This is a genomic window from Acinetobacter sp. PK01, assembly GCF_022819285.1.
Taxonomy (GTDB): Bacteria; Pseudomonadota; Gammaproteobacteria; order Pseudomonadales; family Moraxellaceae; genus Acinetobacter; species Acinetobacter tandoii.
The window spans coordinates 3,057,347-3,083,479 of sequence record NZ_CP094643.1 but is presented as its reverse complement, the minus strand read 5'-3'; the positions used below and the strand labels follow the sequence as shown (position 1 = coordinate 3,083,479).

24 protein-coding genes are annotated in these 26,133 nt (G+C 41.7%); 11 read left to right on the top strand and 13 right to left on the bottom strand.

Features of this window, described 5'->3' with window-relative positions:
• Positions 1-17: 17 nt before the first annotated feature.
• A complete protein-coding gene (gene gshA, locus MP622_RS14560) occupies positions 18-1,595 on the bottom strand; it encodes a glutamate--cysteine ligase (RefSeq protein WP_243791554.1) in 1,578 nt (525 codons plus the stop codon).
• A 316-nt stretch (positions 1,596-1,911) separates the two neighbouring features.
• Between gshA and MP622_RS14555 the strand changes: the two genes are divergently transcribed.
• From MP622_RS14555 to MP622_RS14535, 5 genes are all read left to right on the top strand, one after another.
• Entirely contained in the window at positions 1,912-2,451 is a 540-nt protein-coding gene (locus MP622_RS14555) for a DUF924 family protein (protein WP_243791553.1), read from the top strand.
• A gap of 58 nt (positions 2,452-2,509) precedes the next feature.
• Entirely contained in the window at positions 2,510-3,088 is a 579-nt protein-coding gene (locus MP622_RS14550; RefSeq protein ID WP_243791551.1) for a hypothetical protein, read from the top strand.
• A gap of 15 nt (positions 3,089-3,103) precedes the next feature.
• Complete coding sequence (locus tag MP622_RS14545) at positions 3,104-4,408, top strand: DUF445 domain-containing protein (protein WP_243791549.1); 1,305 nt, start codon at positions 3,104-3,106, stop codon at positions 4,406-4,408.
• A 102-nt stretch (positions 4,409-4,510) separates the two neighbouring features.
• The gene (locus MP622_RS14540) at positions 4,511-5,665 is read left to right on the top strand and encodes a methionine aminotransferase (protein WP_243791547.1); all 1,155 of its coding nucleotides are present in this window, start codon (positions 4,511-4,513) and stop codon (positions 5,663-5,665) included.
• Positions 5,666-5,793: 128 nt separating this feature from the next.
• The gene (locus tag MP622_RS14535; protein ID WP_016168879.1) at positions 5,794-7,161 is read left to right on the top strand and encodes an MATE family efflux transporter; all 1,368 of its coding nucleotides are present in this window, start codon (positions 5,794-5,796) and stop codon (positions 7,159-7,161) included.
• A 67-nt stretch (positions 7,162-7,228) separates the two neighbouring features.
• On the opposite strand, the gene MP622_RS14530 is transcribed toward MP622_RS14535, so the two are convergent.
• Entirely contained in the window at positions 7,229-8,068 is an 840-nt protein-coding gene (locus tag MP622_RS14530; RefSeq protein ID WP_243791546.1) for an SDR family NAD(P)-dependent oxidoreductase, read from the bottom strand.
• A 210-nt stretch (positions 8,069-8,278) separates the two neighbouring features.
• On the opposite strand from MP622_RS14530, the gene MP622_RS14525 reads away from it, so the two are divergent.
• The 3 genes from MP622_RS14525 (at position 8,279) to phoR (ending at position 11,266) form a co-directional block, all read left to right on the top strand.
• Positions 8,279-8,965, top strand: a complete 687-nt coding sequence (locus tag MP622_RS14525; protein ID WP_016168881.1) for a TetR family transcriptional regulator — start codon at positions 8,279-8,281, stop codon at positions 8,963-8,965.
• Positions 8,966-9,186: 221 nt separating this feature from the next.
• Positions 9,187-9,897 carry a phosphate regulon transcriptional regulator PhoB gene (gene phoB, locus MP622_RS14520; protein WP_016168882.1) on the top strand — a complete coding sequence of 237 codons (711 nt, stop codon included), beginning with the start codon at positions 9,187-9,189 and terminating at the stop codon, positions 9,895-9,897.
• A 10-nt stretch (positions 9,898-9,907) separates the two neighbouring features.
• On the top strand, positions 9,908-11,266 hold the full coding sequence (gene phoR / locus MP622_RS14515; protein WP_016168883.1) for a phosphate regulon sensor histidine kinase PhoR: 1,359 nt from the start codon (positions 9,908-9,910) through the stop codon (positions 11,264-11,266).
• 87 nt (positions 11,267-11,353) lie between these two features.
• Here phoR and asd read toward each other — a convergent pair whose 3' ends face one another.
• The 3 genes from asd to pncB form a co-directional block, all read right to left on the bottom strand.
• Positions 11,354-12,205 carry an archaetidylserine decarboxylase gene (gene asd / locus MP622_RS14510; protein ID WP_016168884.1) on the bottom strand — a complete coding sequence of 284 codons (852 nt, stop codon included), beginning with the start codon at positions 12,203-12,205 and terminating at the stop codon, positions 11,354-11,356.
• Complete coding sequence (locus MP622_RS14505) at positions 12,202-13,050, bottom strand: sulfurtransferase (protein ID WP_044738846.1); 849 nt, start codon at positions 13,048-13,050, stop codon at positions 12,202-12,204. Before MP622_RS14505 ends, asd begins: the two co-directional genes overlap by 4 nt.
• 109 nt (positions 13,051-13,159) lie before the next feature.
• Positions 13,160-14,368: a nicotinate phosphoribosyltransferase gene (gene pncB / locus MP622_RS14500; RefSeq protein WP_243791544.1), complete on the bottom strand. Its 1,209-nt coding sequence runs from the start codon at positions 14,366-14,368 to the stop codon at positions 13,160-13,162.
• 326 nt (positions 14,369-14,694) lie between these two features.
• On the opposite strand from pncB, the gene MP622_RS14495 reads away from it, so the two are divergent.
• Complete coding sequence (locus tag MP622_RS14495; protein WP_044738844.1) at positions 14,695-15,051, top strand: hypothetical protein; 357 nt, start codon at positions 14,695-14,697, stop codon at positions 15,049-15,051.
• Positions 15,052-15,103: 52 nt separating this feature from the next.
• On the opposite strand, the gene MP622_RS14490 is transcribed toward MP622_RS14495, so the two are convergent.
• Positions 15,104-15,298 carry a hypothetical protein gene (locus MP622_RS14490; RefSeq protein WP_044738931.1) on the bottom strand — a complete coding sequence of 65 codons (195 nt, stop codon included), beginning with the start codon at positions 15,296-15,298 and terminating at the stop codon, positions 15,104-15,106.
• Positions 15,299-15,553: 255 nt separating this feature from the next.
• Between MP622_RS14490 and dtd the strand changes: the two genes are divergently transcribed.
• Positions 15,554-15,994, top strand: coding sequence for a D-aminoacyl-tRNA deacylase (dtd, locus tag MP622_RS14485; protein WP_151505074.1), 441 nt, complete (start codon positions 15,554-15,556; stop codon positions 15,992-15,994).
• 64 nt (positions 15,995-16,058) lie between these two features.
• On the opposite strand, the gene MP622_RS14480 is transcribed toward dtd, so the two are convergent.
• The 3 genes from MP622_RS14480 to serB all read right to left on the bottom strand — a co-directional run bounded on the left by MP622_RS14480 (position 16,059) and on the right by serB (position 18,874).
• Positions 16,059-16,538 carry an SCP2 sterol-binding domain-containing protein gene (locus MP622_RS14480; RefSeq protein WP_016168888.1) on the bottom strand — a complete coding sequence of 160 codons (480 nt, stop codon included), beginning with the start codon at positions 16,536-16,538 and terminating at the stop codon, positions 16,059-16,061.
• 370 nt (positions 16,539-16,908) lie between these two features.
• Positions 16,909-17,241, bottom strand: a complete 333-nt coding sequence (gene aciT, locus MP622_RS14475) for a ciprofloxacin tolerance protein AciT (RefSeq protein WP_016168889.1) — start codon at positions 17,239-17,241, stop codon at positions 16,909-16,911.
• A 412-nt stretch (positions 17,242-17,653) separates the two neighbouring features.
• Entirely contained in the window at positions 17,654-18,874 is a 1,221-nt protein-coding gene (gene serB, locus MP622_RS14470; RefSeq protein WP_016168890.1) for a phosphoserine phosphatase SerB, read from the bottom strand.
• 77 nt (positions 18,875-18,951) lie between these two features.
• Between serB and MP622_RS14465 the strand changes: the two genes are divergently transcribed.
• On the top strand, positions 18,952-20,205 hold the full coding sequence (locus MP622_RS14465; protein WP_243791542.1) for a hypothetical protein: 1,254 nt from the start codon (positions 18,952-18,954) through the stop codon (positions 20,203-20,205).
• A gap of 60 nt (positions 20,206-20,265) precedes the next feature.
• Here the strand turns inward: MP622_RS14465 and ppk1 are convergent, their stop codons facing one another.
• From ppk1 to mhpT, 4 genes are all read right to left on the bottom strand, one after another.
• A complete protein-coding gene (gene ppk1 / locus MP622_RS14460) occupies positions 20,266-22,329 on the bottom strand; it encodes a polyphosphate kinase 1 (protein WP_243791541.1) in 2,064 nt (687 codons plus the stop codon).
• A 168-nt stretch (positions 22,330-22,497) separates the two neighbouring features.
• On the bottom strand, positions 22,498-23,472 hold the full coding sequence (locus MP622_RS14455; protein ID WP_016168893.1) for a bile acid:sodium symporter family protein: 975 nt from the start codon (positions 23,470-23,472) through the stop codon (positions 22,498-22,500).
• A 53-nt stretch (positions 23,473-23,525) separates the two neighbouring features.
• On the bottom strand, positions 23,526-24,161 hold the full coding sequence (gene pncA, locus MP622_RS14450; RefSeq protein WP_026440923.1) for a bifunctional nicotinamidase/pyrazinamidase: 636 nt from the start codon (positions 24,159-24,161) through the stop codon (positions 23,526-23,528).
• A gap of 184 nt (positions 24,162-24,345) precedes the next feature.
• A complete protein-coding gene (gene mhpT / locus MP622_RS14445; protein WP_243791539.1) occupies positions 24,346-25,563 on the bottom strand; it encodes a 3-(3-hydroxy-phenyl)propionate transporter MhpT in 1,218 nt (405 codons plus the stop codon).
• Positions 25,564-26,133 lie beyond the last annotated feature (570 nt).

Sequence of the window (26,133 nt, the reverse complement as noted above, 5' to 3'; positions counted from 1 at the left end):
GTCAAACCTCTTAATTTTTATCGATAATGTGCAAGATATTCGTCAAAACTGATGTCAGTATCTTGTTCAAGTTGTTGTTGCTGTTGTAGCGATGTCTGTGCCAGTTCATCAAAATAGGCCTGTGTTTCAGGGTTTAATTGATGCTGTTCATACACTGCCGCATGTTGTTGAGCCATCACGCTACCAAAATTCCACGTTCCACCATGGGTCAAAGTATCTGCGATCACCTGTGCTGAAAGGGTATGATCAACCTCATCAATACGTTGTTGCATCAGTTGTAAAGCTTGAACATACAACTGCGTGGTATTGGCTTGATCTAGCAATTCTGCGAAGGGTTGCATCGCATCCAGATGTTTTTGACACCAAGCTTCAATCTGGTAATCCTGTCCATCTTCCACAATGTGTGCATTCGGTGCACGCCCCCGATTGACCACTTCAGTTTGATTCTGTTCAATCTGTTCTTGCTCAGCATCTAACAGCGCAGGACTGTCTTGTAATAAACAATACAATGCCAACACTTCCAGAAAACCAGCGCTGCTTTCATCAATCCCAATCGGACTATATGGATTCACATCCACCGCACGCAGCTCGACATAACCCACACCACGATTCGCTAAAGCTTCCGAAGGCGTTTCACCTGCCTGAGGCACCTGCTTTGGTCGCACTAGACTGTAGTACTCATTTTCAATTTGCAAGACATGGTCATTAATTTGGGTTGGCTCACCTTGCGCATCATTTAACCCTAAACGGCTAAAGTCTGCATACGGAGTTTTGACCGCTTTTTGTAAACCGTCTAAATAGCCCTGAATGTCATTATAGTGAATGCCCAGTTGCTTCTGCGCTGAATTCTGATAACCAAAACGCCCCATGCGTAAAGCAGTGGCATAAGGCAAATATAACGTCCCTTTTAACAACGGCAGCAAATGATGCTCACGCCCCGTCATAAAACATTTACACACGGATGGGCTCGCACCCAGCAAAAACATCACCAACGGCGTTAAACGAATGAAATTGCGAATTAAGCCAAAATAACGATGGCTACGGTAATCTTGTGCAGAGAGTTGGCGTAAATGAGGATCGGTTTCTTGTTGTTGTAATGCACTAAATAAGCTGTCTGGGAAGGATAAATTATAATGTACCCCAGAAATGGTCTGCATACGGCGACCATAACGAATGCCTAAACCATGACGGTATAACGTCTTGAAACGGCCAATATTGGAGCTGCCATATTGTGCCAAACGAATGTTGTCTTCCTCATTATCCAACATGCATGGCATCGACAAAGGCCAAAGTTTTTCTTCGTTCTCTAAGTGACGATGCACCACAGCATGAATATCGGTCAAATAAGACAAGGTTTTGGCAATACTGTCTTGTGGAGGGGTAATAAACTCCATCAAGGCTTCTGAATAATCGGTGGTGATATGCGGATGGGTCAATGCCGATCCTAAAGCTTTAGGATGATCGGCCTGCGATAAAAAACCATTACTTTGCATACGCAAACTTTCACGTTCTATACCACGCAACATCCCTTGTAACAGCGAAGAATCCACCCAAGTCGGAAGTACAGCTTGAGAGGTCGATTCGGGTTGATTCATTATCATCTCGCTTTTTGGAAGAACTACTAAAATAAAATCATCAGTTTATATCAGTCTACTGTGATTTGATGCCACCACATGACACGCTGTCTATTTTTCAAACAGATTCGCAACATTTGCTGCTTCTGTCAAAAAGATCCACTAAATCAGATCAGTAGCATTAATATGGGTAACATCGCTTATGTTCAACGGGTCAATATAAAAATTTCTGAAAAAGTGCACCTATTGCGGCAATTTTTTATCACAAAGTTACTCTATAAGACACCCAAAAAATATGATTTTATGGAAGAATAAGTGCTAAGGATCTGTAATAAAAATGAATTATCAGGATATTTTAAACTTTTGGTTTGCCCCCGAAACCCAACCGCACTGGTTTGCCAAAAGCAGCGAATTTGATCGAATGTTAGCAGAAAAGTTTGGCCAGATACATCAGCAAGCTGCTTTAGCTGAACTGTGGGAATGGCGTCAACAGCCTGAAGGGCGTCTTGCCGAAGTGATTATTCTAGATCAATTTTCCCGCAATTTATTTCGTGATCAAGCACAGGCCTTTGCGCAAGATGGACTTGCGTTAGGGTTGGCACAAGAAGCCATTTTAGGTCAACATGACCTAGAACTCAGCCCAGAACACCGTTATTTCTTATATATGCCTTTTATGCACAGCGAGTCGCAACGTGTACATGAATTTGGGTTAAAATTATTTGAACAATTGGGACATCCGATTGCCTTAGAATTTGAACGACAACATAAAGCTATTATTGACCGATTTGGACGCTATCCACACCGAAATCACATTCTAGGACGATCATCTAGCGCTGAAGAATTAGAATTTTTGACACAACCAAATAGCCATTTTTAACCCTGAGTGGTGTGTCTTCTTTCTCCCCTATTTCATCAGCAGTCTGCGGAGTATACACATGAAAACTAAGCTTATTGCCCTGACACTTATCACACTTGCACTGGCGGGCTGTGCTTCTACACCATCCAAACCTCGAACCTTTGATCAGTTGGGACAGTTTAATACCTATCCCATGAATACACAGACCTATCGGATCAGTTTTGAAGCCGACCCCAATATGAACTATGGCGTCGCAGAAGAAATTACCTTGGTCAAGGCAGCTCAAACTACAGTCAAAAATGGCTTTCGTTATTTTAAAGTCCTAGATGACCCCAGTAATTTGACCAATAAACCACCTCGTCAAGCGGTAGTCTATCGCTCACCGTCTTTTTACCCTTATGGTTACTATCCACGTGGCTATTACCGCCGCTATCCAGGATATTGGCCTGACCCATTCTACGACACACCACAGGTGGTGAATATTGACCCTGTGCAAGTCTCGTATACCATTAAGTGTTTTAAAGAAAAAGACAAAGTACCTAGCGATGCTTTTGATGCCACACTCATCTTACAGTCTTTGGGAAAAAAATATGGACTGACCTCTACAGGCGAGGTCATTCAACCACAACCCGAAGTATCTGCTCCAACCCAAAAATAAGATTAGGACAATTCTATGCATGTAGCGACCACCAGTTCTGAAAGCTTGCAACGAAGTAAACGCTTCGCAAATATTGCTTTATTGCTGGCGGTCATGACATGGATTGTGCTCATGGTGCTCGCCAAATTCATGCCCGAGTATGCATGGCTGATTCATATTTTCATGTTGTCTGCAGAAGCTGGTGTTGTCGGTGGGTTGGCAGATTGGTATGCCATCACCGTATTGTTCCGCAATCCTTTTGGCAAAATGCCAATTCCCAATTTTTTGCGTGACCATACCGAAATTATTCCACGTAACAAGGCGCGTATTGCCGAGTCTATGGGGCGTTTTGTCCAAGAGAATTTTCTTTCCCCTCAAGTGGTCGAACGCAGTCTCAAAAATATCGACTTGAGTCTGGCAGTGGGTCAATGGTTAGCCAATCCTCACAACAACACGCAAGTCACGCAAGTGATTCAGCAAACCGTCCCGAAAATCTTTGACTTTGTTGGGCAAGAGCAGATTGGTCGCTTTATTCAAAACAATAGTGTGCAATGGGTGCGCAATACCAATATCAACATGCTGGCCAGTGAAATGCTGCGTGCGGTCATTGAAAATGACTTCCACCAAGATGTATTGCAACGTGGCCTAGATATCGTGCATGACTGGATGATCAACCATCCAGAGCAAACCCGCGAACTCACGCAAAAGCTGTTTAAAGAACTTGGGGTCTCTAAATTGGCCAAAGGTGCCAGTTGGATTGGGATTGATGTGCAACAACGCACCATTGACTCACTGATTGAACGGGTAGAATCCATGCTCGCCAATCCAGAGCACCCTTGGCGACAACAGATTGAAGAAACTGCCCAAGAACTGATGCTGCAATTAACCGATCGGAACAGTGTCGCAAGCCAACGCTTAAATCAAGGTAAAGATGCCTTACTGGATAGCCCTCAAGTGCTGAATTTTATTCGTGGTGCGGTGGTGATTTTATGTGATGCCATTAAAGCCGATTTAATGCAGCCTGATTCAGGCATTGCAGCCAATCTACGCGTGGCAATTCAACAGGTTGGAGAGAATATCATTGCCAATCAGGCTGTCCGCCAGTTATTGAATGATCGCATGAGCAGTCTGGCGGTTAATTTGAGTGATCAATACAGTGAAAAAGTGATTCGTTTTATTAGTGAACGCATTCATGAATGGGACTCACGCGAGATGATTGGTAAAATTGAAAATGAGGTCGGTGGCGACCTGCATATGATTCGTGTGAATGGCGTGGTGGTGGGTGCCTTTATTGGTCTCGCACTGGGGATTATTCGGGCTGTGGTCGATTATTTGCTCTAGTTTACGACACGGTTCAGACAGAGAAATAAATAGATTTAAACTTGTACAAACCTTGCAACATGCTAAATTAAATCGGTTTATTCATCCGATAGGTCTGTGGTCATGCTTGAAATTCATTCCAAACTTCCTGCCCAAGGGGTCACGATTTTTAGCCAGATGACGGCCATGGCGCAACGGCTGAATGCACTCAATTTATCACAGGGCTTTCCTGACTTTGCTCCCCCGCAAGCCTTGGTTGAAGCCTTAAGCCATGCGACTTTACATGGTTCCAATCAATATGCAGCAGGTGATGGCTTACTTAGCTTACGCCAGCAAGTGGCTGCGCAATTTCTTCAGCGTGATGAGCTGGTGATTGATCCCATCCAAGAAATAACCATCACACCAGGAGCGACCATTGCCCTGTTTAGTGCCATTCAAGCCATTGTGCATGCGGGTGATGAAGTCATTGTGTTTAATCCGAGTTATGACAGCTACGCACCAAGTATTGCTTTGGTCGGTGCAAAAGCAGTTCATATTCCTTTAATGGCACCGCATTTTCATGTGGACTGGAACCGAGTTGCCAACGCAATTAATGCCAAAACCCGCATGATTATTGTCAATACACCACATAATCCAACGGGGGCGATTTGGTCGAAGCAAGATTGGCAACAGCTGATTCAACTGATCCAAAATCGCAATATTGTGGTGCTCTCAGACGAAGTCTATGAACACTTGGTATACGATGAACAACAGCACTATTCGGCCTTGTCTTTTCCAGAGCTACGTGAACGGTGTTTTGTGGTCGGTTCATTCGGAAAAACCTTCCATGTGACTGGTTGGAAAACAGGGTATTGTGTGGCTGCGCCTGAGTTGATGCGGGTCTTTCGTCAAGTTTATCAATTTGCCAATTTTTGTGGGGTCACTCCAGTTCAAGTCGCTTTAGCACAGTACATGCAAGAATATCCTGAACATATTCAGCAGCTTGCTCGTTTTTATCAGCAAAAACGTGATTTATTTAATGCAGGATTAGCAGCTTCCCGATTTACATTGACGCCCTCTCAAGGCACCTATTTCCAAAATCTGGATTATCGTGCGATTCGCCCCGATTTGAATGATGTTGACATGTGCCACTTCCTTGCAGAACAGCATGGCATTGTGGCGATTCCCATTTCCGTGTTTTATCAGCAACCACCTGAAGATTTAAAACTAATTCGCTTCTGCTTTGCCAAAACTGAACAGACCTTGACCCAAGCCACCCAAATTCTCAGTACGGTATAAAGCCAATCCAAGCGTAAAAAACAACTGATGAAATATGGCTTTGCTTACTGAAATACATCCATTTTTTATATGCTAACTGTGCTAGGGTAAGCTGAAACAATACGATAAAAAAGAGCACAGGATCATCTATGTCGGCACACAACCCTTTGGTGCAACATCAAAAGCTATGGAAAGCATTTTTTATTTTCCTGATGCCGTTGATTGCCACCAATATTCTGCAAAATCTATCAGGGACAATTAATACGGTCTTTGTCGGGCAGATGATGGGGGTACAAGCGATTGCCGCAGTGGCGGTATTTTTTCCGATTTTGTTCTTTTTAATGGCCTTTGTGATTGGTTTGTCCGCAGGTTCAACCGTACTGATCGGACAGGCATGGGGTGCACAGAATATAGAAAAAGTGCGGGCGGTGGTTGGCTCGACCCTATTTATGACCCTGATTGGTGGAAGTATCATTGCCCTACTAGGGGTAGTATTTTCCCGCCATGTGTTATTGGCATTGGGTACGGATGAAGCCGTCATGCATTTGTCCTTGCCTTATGTGCAGTGGATGCTCGCAGGTAGTCCTTTATTATTTATCTATATTATTTATACCTCCATTTTACGCGGTGTGGGCGATAGCACTACCCCTTTAATCGCTTCAGGCATGACCATTTTAGTAGGCCTTTGCGTGACTCCTGTCTTGATTGCAGGCTATTGGGGCTTTCCTCGACTGGGAATTGTTGCACCTGCGATTGCATCTACCCTAGGTTTTGTTTCTGTTCTCATTTTCTTATATTTTTATCTGGGCTATAAACGACATCCACTTCGACTCGACGCGCAGATGCTGCGTCATATTCGTTTTGACCGCCAACTGTGTCAAATTATTTTACGCCTCGGTATTCCAACTGGGATACAAATGGTCACGACTTCGGTTGCTGGTTTGGTGATTGTAGGATTAGTCAATCGTCATGGTGCTGATGCGACTGCTGCCTATGGAGCTGTGAATCAGGTTCTGAATTATATTCAGTTTCCTGCACTTTCGATTGCGATTGCTGCATCGATTTTTGCCGCTCAAGCGATTGGCGCTGGAAAGTCAGAATTACTCTCCAAAGTTACACGTACCGCACTCGGGATGAATATTGCGATTACAGGATTATTGGTGGTCTTGGGCTATTTATTTTCAAAATATCTGATGGCACTTTTTATTACAGATCATGCTGTGGTCGAACTGGGTCAACAGCTTTTATTTATTGTGTTATGGTCCATTTTATTCTTTGGTGCCAGCGCAATTTTCGCATCGATTATGCGTGCCAGTGGTACTGTCACCGTTCCGATGATCATCAACATTGTTGCCATTATTGCTATTGAAGTTCCCTGCGCTTATTTATTTAGTGACTGGTGGGGACTGCAAGGTATATGGTATGCCTATGCACTTGCCTTTGTCTGCCTATGTGTGATGCAAGGTCTGTATTACCAATTTGTCTGGAAAAAGAAAACCGTAGAAAGTTTAATTTGATAAACCATACACAAAAAAGCAGGTGTTGATCTGAAGATCGATACCTGCTTTTTATTTACTCTGCTTGTTATTTAAAACGCTTGCTGAATGACGTCGCCATAGCCGTCACTTTTTGATAGCCTGTTGGCAAAATACGCTGAATCAGATCTAAAGATTTAGCATCATTGCCAATCAATACACGACGCTTATCCTTTTGTACCGCAGCTAAAATTTGACGTGCCGCTTCTTCTGGTGGAATACGTAATAACTTATTAAATGCGCGTGCCGATTTTTCTGGATTCATCCCCAAGCTACGTAAGCTGTCATTCATACGCGCATCATTGGCAATATTGGTACGAATACCACCTGGATGTACACACAGCGCGCTAACGCCACAGTTTTCAATATCCAGTTCCTGACGTAGGGATTCGGTAAAACCACGAACCGCAAACTTGGTGGCATTATAAGCCGATTGGGTGGGTTGAGCCGTTAAACCGAATAAGCTAGAAATGTTGATGATATGACCATCGCCTGTTTGCTTAATCAACGGCAAAAATTCTTTGGTTCCGTACACAACTCCCCAAAAATTAATCCCTACAATCCATTCTAGTTCATCATAACTCGCACCTTCTACTGTCGAGCCCAACGCCACCCCAGCATTGTTAAAAATCATATTGACTGAACCATGATTTTGTACCGTTTCTTCTGCCCAAGTACGCATGGCTTCACGGTCAGATACATCTAGTTTTTTGGTGGTCACTCGCACATTGCTGTCTTTGAGTAATTCCACGGTTTTTGCCAAACCTTGTTCATTAATATCACTTAAAGAAAGATGGCAACCTTGCTTGGCTAAAAGCAATGCCAACTGTTGACCAATCCCTGAACCCGCACCTGTTACGGCGGCGATTTTATTGTTAAATGTTTTCATTTTCTATCCTTATTGGTTCCTAAGGCGGTATGACAAAGCTACCCCCATTATTTTATGCATGATGCAAATGACACTCTCAATATAAATTTGACAATACTCATTGTCAATAATTGTCTGACGAATCTCCTTTGAGCCGAATCCTGCGTTTAATTTAGGCATTTGCAGCAATTGTTGTTAAACTATAGGCGGTCTTTGCTACGTTTTATCTTTATGACTTATTCCAATACCAACGATGCAGGAAAAAATAACCAACCGTTAAAAAATAAAGAACGCCAGTTTAAAGGACTCTCTTTGACTGAACGTCAACAGGCACGTCGTGAAAAACTCATCGAGGCAGGTATTGAAGTTTATGGCACACATGGTTTCTTTGCCGTCACAGTCAAAGACATTTGCAATGAAGCCAAACTGACCGAACGCTATTTTTATGAATCCTTTAAAAAAAGTGATCAACTTTTCCAAACCATCTTTTTAAAACTGATTGATGAACTGCAACAAAATGTCATGCAAGCGATTATGCAAGCCTCGAACAGTCATGAAAAAATGGTCGATGCTGGCTTAACTGCTCTACTCACCACGCTCAAAGACAACCCACGTATGGCACGTATTATTTATATCGATGCTATGCTGGTACAAGAACTACATAACCAAGCCACCATTCACGAAACCATGTTGCGTTTTGACCGTATGATTCATGCTTTTGTCATGTTAATGATGCCGAATATCCCGCATTCAGAACGTGAAATTTCATGGGTTTCTACAGGCTTAAATGGTTATGTTACCCAGATCGCGATTCGTTGGGTCATCAGTGGCTTTAAACAGTCTCTGGACGATGTATTGGCATCATGTCGAGTGGTTTTTTTAGCTCTACTCGAATCATTTTCTGAGAAAAAAAATTAAATTACAGCAATTTAATTTTTACAAAAGAATTGAACCAGATTTTAAGGCAGCCATTAAGTTTGTCTAAAATTGTTCACGAATTCGACTAAAAATTGTCACAAAACTTTGCGAAAATTGGGATTCTGCCCTATTCTGCAATGATACTGTCATAATTAATCTTTGTAATAAGCCTGTCATAAATAAAAAACGGCCTACCGTTATCATCAATAGGATATTGCGTTGTGAAAGATGACTACATACTAATCGTCGATGACGAACTTCCAATTCGAGAGATGATTCATACCTCTTTGGATATGGCAGGCTTTCAATGCTTACAGGCAGAAGATGCAAAACAGGCGCATCAAATGATTGTCGATCAACGCCCAGCGTTAATTCTGCTCGACTGGATGATGCCTGGTGGTGTCAGCGGTGTCGATCTCTGTCGTCGCCTTAAACGCGATGAAAATTTATCTGAAATTCCTGTGATTATGCTCACTGCACGCGGAGAAGAAGACCATAAAGTCCAAGGTCTCGATGCAGGTGCAGATGACTACATGACCAAACCTTTTTCGACACGTGAATTGGTATCGCGCATTAAAGCTGTTCTGCGTCGCGCCAATGCTCTGAGTGGAGAAAAAACCATTGATGCCAATGGTTTATTGCTTGACCCAGTCAGCCAACGCGTGAGTTTTGGCAATAATATTCTAGAAATGGGTCCAACTGAATATCGTTTATTGGCCTTCTTCATGACACATCCTGAGCGTGCTTATACCCGTGCGCAACTGCTTGATCAAGTTTGGGGTGGAAATGTCTATATTGAAGACCGTACTATTGATGTCCATATTCGCCGTTTACGCAAAGTCTTAGAACCCTATGGTGCAGACCGTTTTGTTCAAACCGTGCGTGGAACGGGTTACCGCTTCTCCACTCGTGCTGATGTAGCTTTAGGTTAATTTTAGTTTTATGTATGAACCCTACCCTGTCCCCGAACTGGCGCGTGAGCATCAAAAATTCCGTTACAGCAGTTTATGGATATTTGCCAAACAAGATTTACGTTTACTGGTTTTTCTATTGCTGATTGCAAGCTTGATCGGGTTTGGCATCGGGTATTTTTGGGTTTGTATTTTTACTGCTTTTACCATTTTCTTCGGTTTCCAACTGCGCTCTTTGTACTTGGTCAATGAATGGATTTCTAACCGTCCTTATGATGTTCCGCCCAATTTAAATGGCATCTGGGGAGCATTATTATTTAATGTCTATCGTGCACAGCGCCAAGAACGTATTGTTCAAGCCGAAATGGTTGGCTTGATTGACCGTGCACAATCCTCTTTGGTGGCACTGGCAGAAGCCGTGGTGTTAATTGATGAGTCACATCAAATTGAATGGTGGAATCCCGCGGCAGAAAAATTATTGGGCATTCAGGCGCTAGATCGTGGTCGCAATATTATGACCATTCTACGCCAGCCGAGTTTTATTGAATATTTCAAACAAAGCGATCAAATCCCTGATGGGATTAAAATGAAATCCTCAGTGTTTGAAGATCATTACGTACAAATCAAAATGACTCGCTTTGGCGGTGAAAGCCGTCTTTTAGTAGCATATGATGTGACTCGGATGCATAACTTGGAGCAAATGCGTAAAGATTTTGTCGATAATATTTCACATGAATTACGTACGCCTTTAACAGTACTCAGTGGTTATATTGAAACCTTTACCGATCAAGAAGATTTAAACCCACGTTGGAAGCGTGCGTTTGAGCAAATGCAGGCACAGACTAAACGTATGAATGCCTTGGTCAATGACCTCTTGCTGTTATCCCGTTTGGAAAATAATAAGCAAATTGCCAAAAACCAGATTATTGAAATGCCAAGCCTGATGAATCAGTTATTCGATGATGCGCAGGCCTATAACGTGGATTATGGCCATACCCTGAATTTGGACATCGACAGTCATTGCGACCTCATTGGTTCAGATACCGAGTTGGCCAGTGCGTTTAGCAACCTCATTACCAATGCGATTAAATACACCCCGAAAGGCGGTACTATTACCATGGGTTGGCATGATGATGGCGAACATGGTTATTTCACGGTTGAAGATACGGGTATTGGTATTGATCCGAAACATTTGCCACGCTTAACCGAACGCTTTTATCGTGTGGATAGCGCACGTAGTCGTCAAACAGGTGGAACGGGTTTAGGACTGGCAATTGTGAAACACGTACTGATGCAGCACAATGCACATTTAGAAATTGAATCCAAAGAAAATCAAGGCTCGACTTTTAAAGTTGTATTTCCCAAAGAACGCCTGTACCACTTGAGCTAAAAATTGTTTTACTCAGCAATGATTATTATATGATTTAAAAAATAAGGATTGAGATGGTTGCATCTAACAACCATCTCAAAGCCATCATTACAGGGTATGCCCCAATGCTTCGCCCATCACTACTGTCGAATTGGCTTTAAACTGGGCATCCCACTGCATTTTATTTTGTTCAAACAAGACAATTGCCGTCGAACCTAAGTAAAAACGTCCTAGCTCTGCACCTTTTTCAAGGAATAGATTGTGCTGGTTCAACTCTAAACGCCCCGTTGGTTTCACTTTGCCTGTCGCAACCGTTTCGATGCCTGCCACAATCATCGCACCGACTAACACCACTGCCATACGCCCCAATTCGGTATCGAACAGGCACACCATACGCTCATTACGTGCGAACAAACCTGGAATATTTTCAGCCGTTGTCTGGTTCACAGAGAACAATTCACCCGGCACATATAAAGTTTCGGTGAGCGTACCTGCAAACGGCATATGTACACGGTGATAATCGCGCGGAGATAGATATACCGTTGCAAATTCACCGTGTTTGAATGGCTCTGCTAATTGAGGATCAGCAATCAGCTTTTCAACCGAAAAACTTTGCCCTTTGGCTTGGAACACTTCACCAGATTCAATATGCCCCAATTGTGAAATTGCCCCATCGGCAGGAGATACAATGCTTGTCTCATCGGCATCAATCTCACGTACACCCTCTTGCAAAGCTCGGGTAAAAAATTCATTGAATGACTTGTATTTCAACGCATTTTTTTGCTCTGCAATTGACATATCAATGCCATATTGCGCTTTAAATGCAGAAATTGCCGTGTTTTTAATCAATGGATGTTCACTGGCAGCAATCTTACCTACCACACGCGAGAGTTGATGTTGTGGCACAACACGTTGCGCCTGAATAAAGAATTGTTTTGTTAAACGCGAGGTGAGGCTCAAGACGGTAACTCTCCAGTAACGATTGGACTATCGAGGCGATTGCCCCATTCACTCCACGCACCATCATAAGCTCGAATATTCCAACCCAATACACGACCCAAAATATAAGCCAAACCTGAACGATGATGTGACTGACAGTACACCACGACAGGTTCTTGTAAATTGAAACCTTGTTGTTCTAAGCGTTGTTGTGTGCGTTCTAAAGCATGCAATTTTAAATGATTTTCACGGTTAAGTGCAGTACTCCATTCAAAATGGCGCGCATTTGGAATATGACCACCGCGTCGTGCTGCTAATCTTAAACCCGTATATTCATCTTCAGTTCGACAATCCCAAAGCTGAATGGCCTGTTGCTGTACCAAAGACAACAACTCGGGATATTCAATACGGACTTGATCTTGTGCAGCCAAATTGACTTGCACTAAGGATTCTACAGGAGCGAATTGCTCCTGTTCTGAAGTCGTGGGCAAACCTTGCCCTAACCATGCATGAATACCGCCATTGAGCAGCGAGGTATTATAAAAACCCAAGCAATGCAAATTCCAGATCAATCGCCCTGCCCAAGCGCCACCTTCATCGTCATAAACCACCACACGATGTTCAGGACTAATATTTAAATACTGAATCAGTGCCTGCAAACCTTCAGCATGAGGTAACAAGCCCGTTGCATTTTCTTCTTGACGCAACAACTGCGCGGGTTTAAGCGGAATCGCATGTGGAATATGCAACTGCTCATAGACTGAACTTCGACTTAAATCCACAATACGTAATTTTTCATTGTCTAAATGTGGAAGTAGCTCTTCCACCTCGATTAATAAACCCAAATTTAGCGTAGATTCCGTCATCTTTTTTACACGTTTTGTTCTGGCAACAGCTTGATCTTAGCATAAGCCCATGTCTACCAACTGCCGATTTTCCTAGAGATCATTGCAGAAAATCAGCAATATAAATCAATTAATGCTCAAGCTCTGTAATTTGAAAAACCTGACGTAAATAGGCCAAGAAAGTATCATTATCGGTCATGGTTTTACCCGGACTATCTGAAATTTTCGCCACCGATTGTCCATTACATTCCACCAACTTCAATACAATATTCAATGGAGTCTGCCCCATATCATTGGTCAGATTGGTGCCTATACCGAAGCTCACTTTGAAACGGTCTTTGAAATATTGATGTAATGCCCACGCTTTTTGTAAATTCAAACCGTCACTGAAAGTCAGCATTTTGGTTCTGCTGTCAATTTTTAAGGTTTTGTAATGTTCATAGGCTTTGTCTCCCCAAACAAAAGGGTCACCACTGTCGTGTCTTAAGCCATCGAACAATTTGGCAAAATACAAATCAAAATCACGCAGGAAAGCATCCATTCCCACTACATCAGTCAGGGCAATACCCAAATCACCTCGATATTCCTGTACCCAAGTCTCTAATGCGGCTTTTTGGAAATCGCGCAGACGCACATCTAAAGCCTGAAAGGCCTGTAAAAACTCATGTGCCATGGTGCCAATTGGTGAAATTCCTAATTCTTTTGCCAACAGCACATTGCTGGTCCCTCGGAAAACATTCGGTACTGCTTGGTGAAATGCCTGAATGACCTGTCTTTGCCAAGTCAAACTATAGCGACGACGGGTGCCAAAGTCAGACACCAGAAACGGGGGATCTTCTGGTTGTTGCTGCTGTTCACACTGTTGAATGAATTCAATTTTGGCTTTAAGACGACGCTTACCTTCTTCAAGTATTTCTGGTGTACGAATGCGTTGAAAATACAGTTCGTTGACAATCGCCAAGACAAAAATCTCGAACATCATCGCTTGAACCATTGGACCTTCGACCCAAATATCCAAACGGCCTTCACTGTCTATGCCTGTATGAATGAAACGGCGTTTGAGTTGAAATAATTCCAAATAATCAACAAAGTCACTTTTAATAAAACGTAAGCCACGCAAATATTGCAATTCATCTTCTTTAAATCGAAGCTGACACAAATAATCTAACTGCTCATTCAAATCTTGCAGGATATCCACCAAGGGATAGACCGTCTCGTCCAAATTGCGGCAACGAAAATGGTAAACACTGTGCGTTTGTGGGAACTTGTGTAACACCACTTGTAGCATCGTAAATTTATATAAATCAGTATCCAGCAAGGATTGAATTATTGGTTGCATAGCCTATCCGTTCGGAATGTTCTTCATTCACGATAAATCACAGAATCCATTGTTACATAACATCCAGTGTCATTTATTCTTTTTTCTTATCCTTTTAACAAAAAAATAATGATTCCAGTTATGGAAGGCCAATAGATCGCCGCGACCAAATGTGCATATTATTATCATAATATTATAATAAAATACATTTTTAATGAATTTATATTAACATTCATTGCAATTATATTTGCTTTAAATTAACATCAAATTTCAAATAAAAAGTAATATTATTCACCATTAAAATTAATAATATTACCCAATAAATCATGCTGGTATGGAGAATAACAATGGCTAAGTTAGATTTAAAACCGTTAGTTGAAATCGACGGTTTTGTTGCTGCTGCACTCGTTGATAGTTCAAGTGGCTTATCTTTATCTGGGGTAGGTTCTGGAATAGATTTAGAACTTGCAGCTGCGGGAAATACAGAGGTTATTCGTGCAAAGCGAAAGGTCGCGAGTGCTTTAAATTTAAAAGATAATATTGAAGATGTATTGATTAGTTTAGGTAAGCAATATCACATTTTACGCCCATTAGACCGCAATGATGAACTGTTTCTCTATCTAGTCTTAGACCGTCACAAATCAAATCTTGCGATGGCTCGCCATGAATTAAAAGCGTTTGAAAAAGAATTAGATTTCTCATAATTTTTGCGATGAGCAAAAAAAAAGCCATCTTTCATAGATGGCTTTTTTGGTATCATTTTTCCGATGAATTTTGCACATTATTTTTCAATTTTGTTGCGTAATCTACACCATGCGTATTTAAATATTCACGAATAAGCTGTCGAACCACTTGTGAGGGTTTTAAATCTTGCTGACTACATAACACTTCAAAAGCTTCTTTTTTTATAGGGTCAATCAAAATTGTCAATCTTGCAGTTTTATTTTCCATAGCCATTTTCTATCATATTATTAACATAAAATGATAATATCATCATCATTTTATTATTGTAAGGCAAGATTTAAATTCATCCATGCCTTTCTTTAAATTGAATAGTGATTTAGCATAACTTAATCTGCAAAATAAAACCATATTACTTTTAAGGTTTTAATGATCACTTATTTTAATCTTTCTCAGCATAATATATGAAATCGGTTATCTGCTTTTGATAAACTGATTTTGAGTGTTTTGATATCAGTTTTTTATATGCGTGCATTATTACAACGAGTACTTGAAGCCAAAGTGATCGTCGACGGTCAAGTCACGGGTGAAATTCAACATGGGTTGCTGGTCTTTTTAGGGCTAGGGAAAGAAGATCAACTGGAAAAAGGCAAAAAGTTGATTGATAAAATCCTCAAGTACCGAATTTTTGATGATGAACAAGGTAAAATGGGCTGGAACGTGGCACAAGCTCAAGGTGGTTTATTGTTGGTGTCGCAATTTACCCTCATGGCGCAAACGCAAAAAGGCTTACGCCCAGATTTTGGCCCTGCAATGCCGCCTGATGCTGCCAAAGTTTTGTATGAACAATTGGTGGACTATGCCAAATCCCAATTTGAACAGGTACAAACAGGCATTTTTGCAGCAGACATGAAAGTCCATTTAATTAATGATGGTCCTGTGACTTTTCAACTTGAAGTTGAATAAAATATTCCGCAATAAAAAAGCCTACAGTGAATTGTAGGCTTTTTATTGCTTCGCAGTGAAAGACTTATCGGCCTGTCTTTTCTTTTAAGAATTGACGTGCCAATTGAATTTTCTCTTTCACTGGTTTTGGTAATTTTGGTGGAATCAATTTTGCAACTTTGTTAAACCAAACCAACAAGCTGAAGTCACCTTCCATTTTGATGCTGCCATTTTGCATCCCAGTCATAAATGCAGAAGGGTCTCCTTTCAACAAGGTTTTCACCCCTTGCTCGCTGTCTGCAAATTGCAAGATAAAATCAGCTTTCTCTGCATCGCCTGAAACTGTATCAATTTGTCCATTGTCGACAATAATTTGACGCGCTACGCCTTGATCTGTCCCAATTTGAATACGGAACTGACGCTCATGAATTAACTCGATAAATTTTGGACTGGTACGAGCCAGTTGTTTCATGCGCAATACTAAACTTGCCACTAAAAGATCAAGTGGATCCGTGCTCACATCGACCAATGGTAGTTTGACAACTGGAATTGAAGACAGTTTCATGACGTTTGAAGCCTATTGTAATTGTAGAAAAATTGACTGCTCCATCCTACCATAACTTAATTCTGATGGAAGCTAGGCTTTGTATAACAATCCTGATCCGACCACCAAAGTCACAAACAAAATTTTTATTCTCATCATAAAAAGGCTGTCTTTTTACTAATACTTAAATCAGCAATTACAGCCTGTATAAGTGAAATGGATTCAATCACAACCATAACATTAAAAATAAAAAAGCACTTGAGGCGACAAACCTACTCTAGTATCAGCCATATCGACCTATATAAGGTAGTTTTATGGATATTTTCTTAGGCTTTCGGCTTCACCGAAACTGAGCTCCTTCCCACCTTGGCTGAAAAGGAGCAATAAACGCTTAACGACTACTGTACTGCTGATCGTCCTCATACACAGGGGTATGTTCAATATAGCGACGTTTAGATAAAGCACGTTCAGCACGACGGTCTTCTCGAAACAATAATAGCGTCACCATCGTCATGGCTAAACTCACCGCTGCCAAATAGCTATACGCCATGGGTACATCAAATACGACCTGAATGCTGAGTCGAATCATTTCTAACAAGCCCCAGAACATCATACCTGCGAACATAAAGCTCAGCCAACGGCGATAAGGCGAGAAGAAAACAGCAATCAATGCAACAGCCACACAACTCAAGCCAATTATGGTTGCTAAATTCGCTGTGACCATAAAAACCTCCGTCTTCAATGGGAATCGTGTCTGGGCAGATACTCAACCCTTAATTCTCACGACCTATATTAATTTTGTGAAATTTGTTTATCTGCATCTCTATGCAAGCATTATGAGCAGTTTTAAACAGAAAAAAAGGCATGCTTTTTTATTAAACGACATACATTGTCGCAATATTATTTTGTCATTACATTTTTTGTCATTTCGACTTGAATGGAAGCAAGATATGCCATGAGTTGGCGTGTCATTACAAAAAAACAACGGGTTTTTTCACTGAAAAAAATATTTTTTAGATAGCCGATATGAAGCAGATTGTGCCCAATCGTTAGATGATTTTTTAATACAAAAGTCACGCAGAAGAAAACAAAAAACGCAATCCTAAGATTGCGTTTTTTTCATGAAACTGTAATGGTTACGCGCAGTTAAGATCTTTATCATGCACACCCAACAAGTATAAAACTCCATCGAGTCCTACACTTGAAATCGCCTGATTGGCATTCTGACGGACTAAAGGTTTCGCACGGAAAGCAACCCCTAAGCCTGCCAAAGACAACATGGGTAAATCATTGGCACCATCCCCCACCGCAATGGTTTGCTCTGGTGAAATACCCATATTATCTGCCAGTTCACTCAACAAAAATGCCTTACGTGCACCATCGACAATATGTCCTTTGACTTCACCTGTGACGTAACCATCTTGTACATCTAGTACATTGGCATGCACTTCATCAATCCCGAGTTTGGCTTGTAAATACTCTGCGAAGTACTGGAAGCCACCCGATAAAATTGCTGTTCTATAACCTAATGATTTTAAGGTTGTAATTAAGCGTTCTGCACCTTCTGTAATGGTCAAGCGTTCCGCAATTTTAGGCAATACCGAAGCATCTAAACCTTTCAATAACGCCACACGCGCACGGAAACTTTGTTGGAAATCCAGTTCCCCTTGCATAGCACGTTCAGTAATTTCTGCAACTTGCTCACCCACACCCGCTTCAATCGCCAATTCATCAATCACCTCTTGTTCAATGAGGGTCGAATCCATGTCAAAACAGACTAAACGGCTGTTACGACGATAAGCATTGTCTTCTTGCACCGCAATATCGATACTGAGTTCAGAAGACAAACGTAAACAAGCCGCGCGCATTGCTGTTGCATCTAACATTTGTCCACTTAGACCAAACTGTACGCAAGAGCGTTTTGGCCCTTCCAACTGATTTTGTAGTTGCGGACGGCCTGATAAACGGGTCACTGTTTCGATATTAAAACCTTGGTTCGACACAATATTGGTAACAGCTTGTAAATGTGCAGCCGTCAGTTCAGGCGCCAAAGCCGTAACAATATAGCGTGTCCGTCCACCTTCACTTACCCATTGATCATATTCTGTTGCAGAGATCGGTTTAAAGCGCACTGTTAAGCCGATATCATGTGCTAGAATCAGAATTTCCTTCATGGCTAATGCTGTTGCAGTCTGGTCATCTGACGAAACAACAATACCTAGAGTCAGTTGATTATGGATGACGGCTTGTCCAACATCTAGAATTTGTAAGGAATGAGTGGACAAAACCCGCATTAATCGAGTGAATTGATTAGGCTGGTCGGGTCCCAAAAATGATATAAGAATGATTTCTCGCATGAATTGACTCGGGTCTGAGCTACAACTATTGTGAGAATCATAATCGAATTTGAATAGAATTGCCTTGGAAGTTTACGTTGAATGCGCCTAGACAAGGGCTATTTGCTAGCCTACTGATAATAAGTTTTGCACTTCATACCTTTTTATTGGTGATTGCAACCACTCACCAACTGAATGAGAACCGTGCGAATCAGGGACAGTTGATGACCAGCCAATTGGTCACAGACAGCTTATCTGAGCTTGAACCTGCCAATACGGTATCACTGGCCTTGTTGGTGAATCGTTATGCCACCAATCCAAGTGTCGCCTCTATTCGAATTTTGGACGGCGCCAATCAGGTTTTGGCAACAGGTGGTTTATCCAAAACACGTGATGGTGAAGTTTTTGTTCGTGATGCCCTACAAAATGAGAAAAAAGTCGGCACCATTGAAATTACCCTGATCAAACCTAGTATTGGGGAAATTTTACGGACTCAATGGTTAGCGATTTTGTTCTCGTTCTTTATTCATGGTCTGTTATGGTTAGGTTACCGCGCGATTGCCCGCCCAAGCCGTACCGAATATTTAGCACGTATTAATAATGAATCACGCTTAAAACACGAAATTCAGGCCTTAACTCAAGCACTGGAGCAAGAGAAACATAATGCTGCGTTAACCATTGCGCAAGCCCAACAGCAGTTCCAGAATAAAAATAAAGTCAAAGAAATTAAACCTGTGATTTTGGATGATTGCTCAGTCGCATTGAACATTCAATATTATGATCCGAAGCAGCTCCTCGATTCCGTCAATCAGACCGTATCTGTACCCTATTTCAATTTGTGCCAGATTTTCTTAAATAAAAGTATTGAACTTGCTATTCAGCACTATAAATTAAATCGCTCCGACATTACCACAGTACAACAATTCAGTGCGCAAGGGGCAACCATCACCTTATCGGCAGACATGCCTAATGCCGTGCCTTGTCTAGTGATGATTAGCTCAGTGTTCCAATTATTGTCGGAAGTTTTATATAAACGCTACCGTGAAGAAAAACGTTTCGTGTTACAAACACGCAGTGCTATTTCTTCATCGGTAGAAGCAATGCAGTTGTCTGCGGTTCAAGCGGCTGAACGTCTGGTCCATCAACTTTCTGCCAAAGAAAGTGCGGTTCATCTAAACAATGAATTGTTAAAGGATATCAGCGAACACTATGACTTGGTGTCCTTACCGAATCCGACCAATGTATTGACTCGTCATGCCTTTATGGTCAATGGGATGGATAGCAGTACAGCCGAATTGGCACAAAGTTTAAGAACTGAGATTTTGAAAGGCAAACAATCTAAAGCCTCATAAGCTTGCTGTAATAAAAAAAGCCTGACTCCTGTCAGGCTTTTTTATTGCTGTTTTAAAAGATTAAATTTTTTGTAAGCTCTTGCTGATTAAGAACTCTTGCGCGGAATGGGGTACTTCATCTGGAGCAACGTAGGCTTGAATCCATTCTCCTGTGGGTTGTAGCTCCCACGTGCCTTTTTGATCCGACAAATAATTGAGTAAACCATCTTGCAGAATACGCTTTTTGATCTTCGGGTCTAAAATAGGAAAGCAGGTTTCGACACGTGAAAATAAATTACGTCCCATCCAGTCTGCACTGGCACAGTACAGTTTCTTTTCTCCGCCCTGTTCAAAATAATAGACTCGGGTATGCTCCAAGAAACGTCCCACAATCGATCGCACTCGAATATTTTCGGACAAGCCCTCCAGTTGTGGAACCAAGCAGCAAATCGAACGAATAATCAGGTCAATGTTCACTCCTGCCTGTGAGGCGCGATATAAAGCAGCAATCAGTTGTGGCTCGGTCAGTGCATTGACCTTAATAATAATGCGCGCGTTTTTTCCCGCTTGTGCGTATGCAATTTCCTGATCAATCAACTTCAGCAATTCTGTATGCAAAGTAAAAGGCGCATGTAGCAAAGTCTTTAATTTTGCCATCTTCCCCATGCCCGTCAGTTCTTGGAACATCAGGTGTACATCTTCACAAATGTCGGGTTGCGTGGTCATCAAGCCATAATCGGTATATATTCTGGCATTACCTGCATGATAATTGCCTGTGCCTAAATGTGCATAACGCACCAATTGCTGATCTTCACGACGTACGATTAAAATCATTTTGGCATGGGTTTTATAACCCACAATGCCATATACCACTACTGCCCCTGCTTCTTGCAAGACATTGGCTACGGTAATATTCGATTCTTCATCAAAACGTGCCCGCAGTTCAATCACTGCCGTGACTTCTTTGCCATTACGCGCCGCTTCTGCTAAGGCTTGCACAATTTCCGAATCTGCTCCACTGCGATAGAGCGTTTGTTTAATGGCCAATACATTCGGATCTTTTGCCGCTTCACGCAATAAACTGATCACAGGTTGGAATGAGTCAAAAGGATGATGCAGTAACACATCTTCTTTTTTCAAAATTTCAAAAATGGACTGTTGCTTGCGAAAGGGCTTCGGAATAACAGGATTAAACACAGGATATTTTAAATCTGGGCGATCAAAACTGGTGGTTAAGCGCGATAAATTGATGGGCCCCGAAATCGAATACAAATGCTCTTGATCTAAATCGAATTGATTCAGCAAATAATCCGTAATTTCACGAGGACAATCATCTTCAATTTCTAAACGCACCGCGCGACCAAAACGCCGAGAAGACAGCTCATCTTTTAATGCCACCGCCAGATCGTCGACATCTTCAGATAAAATTAAATCCGCATTGCGTGTGACGCGGAAAGCATAACAACCTGTCGCTCTCATGCCAGGAAATAAATCGCTGATATGTTGTTGAATAATAGCGGTCAGGAAAATCTGTTCTTGATGGTTCCCTACCACACTCTCAGGCAAATGAATCAAACGTGGTAAAGAACGCGGTGCAGGCACAATCGCCATTTCGATTTCACGTCCAAAAGCATCTTTACCTTCTAGGCTGACAATGAAATTCAGGCTTTTATTCACCAAACGCGGAAAAGGATGTGATGGATCCAAACTGATTGGGGTCAACACAGGCTGCACTTGTTTAGCAAAATAGTGGGCAATCCACGGCTTATGCTTTTCTAAAATATCTTGATATTGAATGAAATGAATCCCAAAGTCTTGTAGCTGCGGCAAAATGGAATGATTGAAAATCTCGTACTGCTCTTGTACCGCCTGATGCACAATAGTCGAAAGTTCAGACAAAACTACATCGGTTGGAATACCGTCAGGCATTCGGGTAATGGCGTTTAAATCCTGTTGCTTCATTAGCCCCGCAACTCGAATTTCAAAAAATTCATCCAGATTGCGGGAGAAAATAATCAGGAAGTTAAGGCGCTCTAAAATGGGTAAATCAGGATTTCTCGCTTGAGCTAGAACACGCCGATTAAATTCAATGAGCGCCAATTCACGATTGAAATACGTTGCTGATGAATGCTGAAAATTTTTCATTTTGACTCAATATGGTTGATTTTTTAATCAACTCTTTACCCTCTGTGCCTGCATGTTATGTAGTGTTTATGACATTTTTATTACACGCTTGAACTCAGCTTGAATATGCGAACTCACTGTTTACTTTATAAACACTTGGTCAAATTTTTATTAAAAATCACACTGATTTCATTCAGATTTTCGAGCGTCTAACTCTGACTCAGCAACCGATTTATGCTGTCGACTTGCCCAATAGGTCGCCAAAATCGGCCCAGAAATATTATGCCATAAACTAAAAATTGCACTGGGTAAGGCGGTTAATGGCGCTGTTGCAAAATGAACTGCGGCTAATGCCACGCCCAGACCTGAGTTTTGCATCCCGACCTCAATCGCCACAGCCTTACTGTCTGCATAATTTAAATGGAATAAACGGCTGCACCCAAATCCCAACAGATATCCTAGGCCATTGTGTAATGCCACCACCAGAAAAATCAATAAACCTGAATGTAACAGCTGTGCTTTACTGCCACCAATAATGGCCGCCACAATCAACACGATAGCCAACACCGAAATCAGCGGCATCACAGTGATGTACTGCTGAATCCGTTGTTTCAATAAACGTCTTAAAATTAAGCCCACCACAATCGGCAATAGCACCACCTGTAAAATAGAACTCAGCATCGACCACGTATTAATTTCAATCCATTGACTCGCAAGCAGATAGAAAATAAATGGGGTAAGTATTGGAGCCAATAAGGTCGAAACCGCAGTGCAAGCGACAGATAATGCCGTATTGCCCTTTGCCATGTAAGTAATGACATTCGAAGCGGTTCCCCCAGGACAACAGCCCACTAAAATCACCCCAACTGCCAGCTCTGTAGGCAATTGAAAAATCAAACATAGGACATAAGCCAACAATGGCATCACCACAAATTGTGCGATTACTCCAATACAGACCGCTTTCGGCGTTTGTGCTATCGCTTTAAAGTCCTCCAGTTGCATGGTCATCCCCATGCCCAACATAATAATTCCCAACATCCATGGGATATAAGCTTTTAACCACACAAAGGCTTCAGGCAGAATTAATGCAATGGCTGCAAACAGCACCACCCACAAAGCAAAAGTTTTCTGAATCAAACGGCTCAATTGCAATAATGCAGACATCGTCAGTCCTCAATGGGTAGGCAAACTAGAGAAGGTGAAGCGAGATAAGAGAGTTATGCAGACATGGCTGTAACAATATCTTTGATGTAGACCCGTCGCACACCAGCAGCCAACATATCTTGCCAAGCATGTTGCAACGAACCATTTAAATCAATTGCTTTGGTTGCATCGGCAATCACATAGGTTTTAAAACCTAAACGACAGGCATCTATCGCTGTCCATGCCACACAGAAGTCCGTTGCAATACCCACGATATACACCGTATCTATGCCGCGTGCATTTAAATAACCTGCCAAACCTGTCGTGGTTTTTCGGTCTGCTTCCATAAATGCTGAATAACTGTCGATATTTACATGCATGCCTTTACGGATAATCAATTGGGCTTGGGGTAAGGCTAAATCAGGATGAAAATCGGCATCATGGCTACCTTGTACACAATGCACTGGCCAAAGCACCTGTGTGCCATAAGGCAGTTCAATCTGATCGAAGGCTTGTTTACCCACATGATTGTCGGCAAAAGAAATATGCTGTGCGGGATGCCAGTCTTGGGTCAGAATAATTTGTTCAAAATAATTCCCCAATTGATTTATTTTGGGGATAATTTGGTCGGCATGGGCAACCGCAAGATTTCCTCCTGGGGTAAAACCATTTTGTACATCCACCACAATCAACGCTTTTTTGTTTTGTATCTGTTGCATGTCCGTTTCATTCACTGTTCTTTTTAATTGTTCGCTAGCATATAACAAAAGTTCAAGGATGTAGTGAGCGCATCAGTCTCACTGACTTGATCTACAACAATTCCTGCTGTTACCGATTGTTTATTGCCCATAAAAATAGCCCGTATTAACGGGCTACTCATAGACTATAGGCTGTTTAAACGGTGACTTTCTGTAGACGTTGTACCAGAATTAACATCAATACGGCAGAAATCACAATACAAGGAATCGCTGCTGAAACAACACCTGTCGCGCCAAAACCTGCTGCCAAAAGCTGTCCCGCAATGGTCGGGCCCAACATCGCCCCAATACGCCCAACAGCCGAAGCCATCCCTACACCCGTGCCACGTAGCTCAGTGGGATAAACAATACTCCCAAACGCATAGAGCACACCCTGACAACCAATCACAAAAGCCCCAACCAGTGCTGATGCCAAATACATTTGTGTGAGTGAAGCTGCAGCATTTAAAGCAAATAAGCCTGCCAAAATTCCGCCATACATCAACACAATCACATAAGCCTTTTTCCAGCGGTCTGTCAGCATACCCAAAATCACCGTTCCTACGGTTGCACTGAGCATGAAGTAGAATTGCGCTGTACTGCCTTCCTTACGCGAGAAACCAAGCTCCATAAATAACGAAGGTAACCAGCTCAGCATGATATAAACCACCATTAAGGTGAAGAAATAACTAAACCAAATCAATCCAGTACGCATTAAATTATGGCGATTAAACAAATCCTGAAAAGAGACATTCTGCTCGACCTCTGCGGTTTCAACACGTGTTTGGGCCTTTAAGAATTCACGCGATTCAGGCAAAAACTTGATCATTATCGGCAGCACAATAATAGGTAACAAGCCACCCAGATAAAAAATATTTTTCCAGTTCGAACCGAAATCTAAACTGGCAATGTAGGACAGAATCGCAGCTCCGACAGGCATACCACAATACATTAACCCCACCGCTTGCCCACGCTTTGCAGGAGTAACCGCTTCCGATGCTAGCGTAATTAACAACGGCATCGCAGCACCTAAGCCAGCGCCAGCCAAAAAGCGAACCAGTAATAAACTGTAAAAACTATTTACCCAGACGGTACATAAAGTGAATATCGCAAATACAGCGACAGACCAGACCAAGACTGTTTTACGTCCTATGCGGTCTGCAAAACGTCCACCCACCAATGCGCCAGGTAATAATCCTAAAATTCCTGCGCTAAAAAATACTCCCAGTTGTGAACTGTCCAGTGCAAAATATTCTCGAATTCCTGCCGCAGCAATACCAGCAGCCTGAATATCCAAGCCTTCAATCACGGCGATTAAAAAGCAAATTGCCACCGTAATCACGGAGTGCTTACGCGCTGAAGAAGATGCCTTCATTTCAACTCCTTGTTTAAACATCGTCCAAAATGAAGCCCATCATCTGTGAAGCAGAAATTTTAATTAACCCACCTTAAGTTGAAGATTTTTGATAATTTTTTATAAATTATGAGATAAATCACATTTTCAATACATCTGACCGATAGTCTTAAAAACAATTAATCCGAACGAAATTTGACTAAAATAGTCAACAATTCATTTAAACTTTAAATACTTAACCATAGCTCAAATTAAGCGATGCTCAATCAGTTATTGTTCAGATCAATAATTGACAGCGGCTTTTATTATGAAGCCTCATATTTTCTTGCACGTTACCTAGAGTTATAAGCTCTTTAGTAAGTTTTATAAGCTCTTAATCTTATTTATCTTTCCTACTCAATTATGTAAATCTACGTCTTTTTTTGACCTTCTGAAGTGCAAGATACGTCCCCTCACTACGAGTTAATTTTCACTTTTTTAAAGTTTTGAATTGCTTTGACTAAAGCATATTGTTCTTCATCGCTTGTTCAGTCATAATTTGCGTAAGCATTATTCAATTCGACAGATTCTAATTGAACTGCTATAAATCAA